Origin of the sequence: Actinomadura sp. KC345, from assembly GCF_004348515.1 — a bacterium.
GTDB lineage: Bacteria > Actinomycetota > Actinomycetes > Streptosporangiales > Streptosporangiaceae > Spirillospora.
Map to the genome: position 1 here is coordinate 1 of NZ_SMKH01000464.1, position 4,118 is coordinate 4,118.

General features: G+C 72.0%; 4 protein-coding genes. All 4 read right to left on the reverse strand.

The features are described 5' to 3' along the window. The coding region (locus E1281_RS38140) for a hypothetical protein (RefSeq protein ID WP_131884566.1) at window positions 1-194 on the reverse strand (194 nt) is incomplete at its 3' end. A 75-nt stretch (window positions 195-269) separates the two neighbouring features. Continuing rightward, window positions 270-818, reverse strand: a complete 549-nt coding sequence (locus E1281_RS38145; protein WP_131884567.1) for a hypothetical protein — start codon at window positions 816-818, stop codon at window positions 270-272. Window positions 819-891: 73 nt separating this feature from the next. Further along, window positions 892-1,692: a carbon-nitrogen hydrolase family protein gene (locus tag E1281_RS38150; RefSeq protein ID WP_131884568.1), complete on the reverse strand. Its 801-nt coding sequence runs from the start codon at window positions 1,690-1,692 to the stop codon at window positions 892-894. A 16-nt stretch (window positions 1,693-1,708) separates the two neighbouring features. After that, on the reverse strand, window positions 1,709-4,118 hold a 2,410-nt coding region (locus E1281_RS38155), incomplete at its 5' end, for a DEAD/DEAH box helicase (protein WP_131884569.1).

The following is a 4,118-nucleotide window of genomic DNA, read 5'->3' on the forward strand; positions in this document are numbered from 1 at the left end:
TAAGAGACAGCCTGGTCGGCGTACTGGGCGGCGATGCCGGGAAGCGCGGCACGCGCGTTCCGCCCGGCGTGCTGCCGCCATTCGGTGATGTCCGCCTGCGCCTGCGAGCCGTCCCTGAGGGTCACGGCGAGGGCACCGGGAGCGGTCAGCCGGGCCTGGTACCCCCGCTGCGCGAAGGCGTCTATGAGGGCCATGCCTACGATGTCGGTATTCGCGTTCATGATCGTGTACGACTCCCGGTGAGGCCCGGGAGTTCGCACCGATGCCGATCAGCTCCCGAACGCGTCGGCGAGGGCCGCGGCACAGGCCGACCTGCGGCGCGGGTCGTCCGGGAAGCGGCGGCGGCACTCCGCGGTGATCCACGACGGGGCCGCCGGGCGCGTGTGGCGCGGGGCCCGCGGCCGGGTCGCCGGGCCGGGACGGGGCGTCCGCGGCCTGTGCGTGCGCGGGGCGACGGCCCGCCCCCGGCGGGACGGCTCCTTGCGCGTCACATGGCGGCTCGCGGGTGCCGCGTCGTCCTGCCGTTCCCGTGGAGGCGTCGTGACGGGCGGCGGCGCGGACCGGGTGGCGGACGGCGCGGCGGACGGCATGGCGGACGTTTCGGCGGACGTTTCGGCGGACGGCGTGGCGGCGTCGGGCGTCACCGTCCGGGCCGGAGCCGCGGGCAGCGTCGCGTAGCCGGCGGCGAAGGCCAGCCCGGCGACGGCGAGGCCGGCGGCGACGGCCAGGCGGGACGGCCGGAACCGGCGCAGGCGGGCGGGCGGGATCGGCTCCCCGCGGGTGAACCCGGACGGCGGGAGGTGGGAGGAAAGGCGCACCCCCCGATCGTCACGCTAAGCGCCCGCCTCGACACGGAGAATCGCGCCGACCGTTGCCACCTCGATACAACCGCTACTCGGCGACGGTGATCCCGAAGCGGCGCAGCCCGAGCGCCGGGTTCTTCTCGCGGACCTCGGCGACGCGCTCGGGCGAGACCTCCCCCGGCACGACGCCGGGGCTCTCCCCCAGGCCGGAGACGACCACGCCCATGGGGTCGATGATCATGCTGTTCCCGGCGCCGGTCGGGGCGCACTGCCCGGCCGCGGCCACGTAGATCGTGTTCTCGATGGCGCGGGCGCGGGCCAGCGTCCGCCAGTGGTCCTCCTTCAGCGGCCCCGGCACCCAGGCGGCGGGCAGGGCGAGGACGTCGGCCCCCGCGTCCACGATCCGCCGCGTCACCTCGGGGAAGCGGACGTCGTAGCAGGTCTGCATGCCGAACGTGACGCCCTCGACGGTGAACGTCTCCGGGTCCGCGATCTCGCCGTGCCGGACCAGCGCCGACTCCTTGTACCCGAACGCGTCGTACAGGTGGATCTTGCGGTACTCGGCGAGAGTGTCGCCACCCGGTCCCAGGGCGACGAGCGTGTTGGAGATGCGGCCCGGCTCGTCGAGCCGCTCGTTCAGGCCCGCGACGACGTGGACGCCGTGCCGCCGCGCCAGCTCCGCGAGCCCGCCGGCGAACGGGCCGTCGAGGGGCTCGGCGGAGTCGACGAACCGCTCGTCCATCTTCGGCGCGGTGAACATGGCGAACTCGGGGAACACGACGACCTTCGCGCCGCGCCCGGCCGCCTCGCCGGTGAGCTTGCCGATGGCCGCCAGGTTCTCGTCCTTGTTCACCCCGGGCGCGAACTGCGCCACAGCGATGTGCACCATGCCGTTCCTCCCTGTGTCACATCCGGTCGACGCCGGTCACGCGGATGACCGCCTCGCCCTCCTGGTCCGATCCCGCCAGGTCGACCTCGGCGCTGACGCCCCAGTCGTGATGCCCCTCAGGATCGTCGAAGACCTGCCGGACCCGCCACAGCGCGTCCTGCGGGACCTCCTCGATCTGGAGCAGCTTCGGACCGCGCGCGTCGGCCCCGGTGAACAGCTCGTCGTGCTCGGCGAAGTACCCGTCCATGGCCTCGGACCACGCGGCGGCACCGAAGTCCGGGTCCAACTCGCCCAGCTCGCCGTACTTCTCCAGCGCGGCCAGCTCCACGCGGCGGAACATGGCGTTGCGCACCAGGACGCGGAACGCCCGCGTGTTCGCGGTCACCTTCGTGACCCGCTCCTCGATCGGCTCGTCCACCTCCTCGTCGGACGGGTTCGCGAGCTGCTCCCACTCGTCCAGCAGGCTGGAGTCGACCTGCCGGACCAGCTCCCCCAGCCACTCGATGAGGTCGATCAGGTCATCGGTCTTGATCGACTCCGGGACGGTCTGCTGCAGCGCCTTGTAGGCCCCCGACAGGTACCGCAGGACGAGGCCCTCGCCCCGGGCCAGCTCGTAGAACGCGATGTACTCGGTGAACGTCATCGCGCGCTCGTACATGTCGCGCACGACCGACTTGGGGCGCAGCGGATGGTCCCCCACCCACGGGTGCCCGGCCCGGTAGATCTCGTACGCGGCGTCGAGCTCCTCCTCCAGGGGCTTGGGGTGGTCGACGTCCTGGAGCAGCTCCATGCGCTCCTCGTACTCGATGCCCTCGGCCTTCATCTCCGCGACGGCCTCGCCGCGCGCCCTGTTGATCTGCGCGGCGATGATCTGCCGCGGGTCCTCCAGCGTCGCCTCGATGACCGACAGGACGTCCAGCGCGTACGACGGCGACGCCGGGTCCAGGATCTCGAACGTGGCCAGCGCGAACGTCGACAGCGCCTGGTTGAGCGCGAAGTCCTCCTGGAGGTCCACGGTGACCCGCGCGTACCGCCCCATGTCGTCGGGCTCGGGCAGGACCTCGACCACGCCGCCCGCCAGCAGCGACCGGTAGATCGCGATCGCCCGGGAGATGTGCCTGCGCCGCGCGGCGGGCTCCTCGTGGTTGTCGGTCAGCAGCCGCTTCATCGCCTGGAACGCGTTGCCCGGACGCGCGATCACCGACAGCAGCATCGCGTGGCTGACCTGGAACCGCGACCGGAGCATCTCCGGCTCGGCCTCCTGCAGCTTGGCGAAGACGTCCTCGTCCCACCCGACGAACCCCTCGGGCGCCTTCTTGCGCTGGACCTTCCGCCGCTTCTTCGGGTCGTCCCCCGCCTTGGCCAGGGCCTTCTCGTTCTCCACCACGTGCTCGGGCGCCTGCGCGACGACGAACCCGACCGTGTCGAACCCGGCACGGCCGGCCCGCCCGGCGATCTGGTGGAACTCCCGCGCCCGCAGCCGCCGCACCCGCTGCCCGTCGTACTTGCTCAGCGCCGTGAAGACCACGGTCCTGATCGGCACGTTGACGCCCACGCCCAGGGTGTCGGTCCCGCAGATGACCTTCAGCAGCCCGGCCTGCGCGAGCTTCTCCACCAGCCGCCGGTACTTCGGCAGCATGCCCGCGTGGTGCACCCCGATCCCGTGCCGGACGAACCGCGACAGGTTCCGCCCGAACTTCGTGGTGAACCGGAAGTTGCCGATCAGCTCCGCGATCCGGGCCTTCTCCGCCTTCGTGCACACGTTGATGCTCATCAGCGACTGCGCCCGCTCGATCGCCGCCGCCTGCGTGAAGTGCACCAGGTACACCGGCGCCTTCTGCTCGGCCAGCAGCTCCTCGATCGTCTCGTGCAGCGGCGTCACCCGGTAGTCGTAGATCAGCGGGACGGGCCGCTCCGCCGACGTCACCACCGCGGTCTGCCGCCCCGTCCGCCGGGCCAGGTCCTTCTGGAAGAACGAGACGTCCCCCAGCGTCGCCGACATCAGCAGGAACTGGGTCTGCGGCAGCTCCAGCAGCGGGATCTGCCAGGCCCACCCCCGCTCGGGCTCGGCGTAGAAGTGGAACTCGTCCATCACCACGACGCCGATGTCGGCGTCGGCCCCGTCCCGGAGCGCGATGTTGGCGAGGACCTCCGCCGTGCAGCACACGATCGGCGCGTCCGCGTTCACGCTCGCGTCGCCGGTCATCATCCCGACGTTCTCGCGCCCGAACATCTCGCACAGGTCGAAGAACTTCTCCGACACCAGCGCCTTGATCGGCGCCGTGTAGAAGCCCACCCGGTCCCGGCCCAGCGCCGCGAACAGCGCCCCGGCCGCCACCAGGCTCTTCCCCGACCCCGTCGGAGTCGAGAGGATCACGTTCGCGCCCGACACGACCTCGATGAGCGCCTCTTCCTGCGCGGGATAC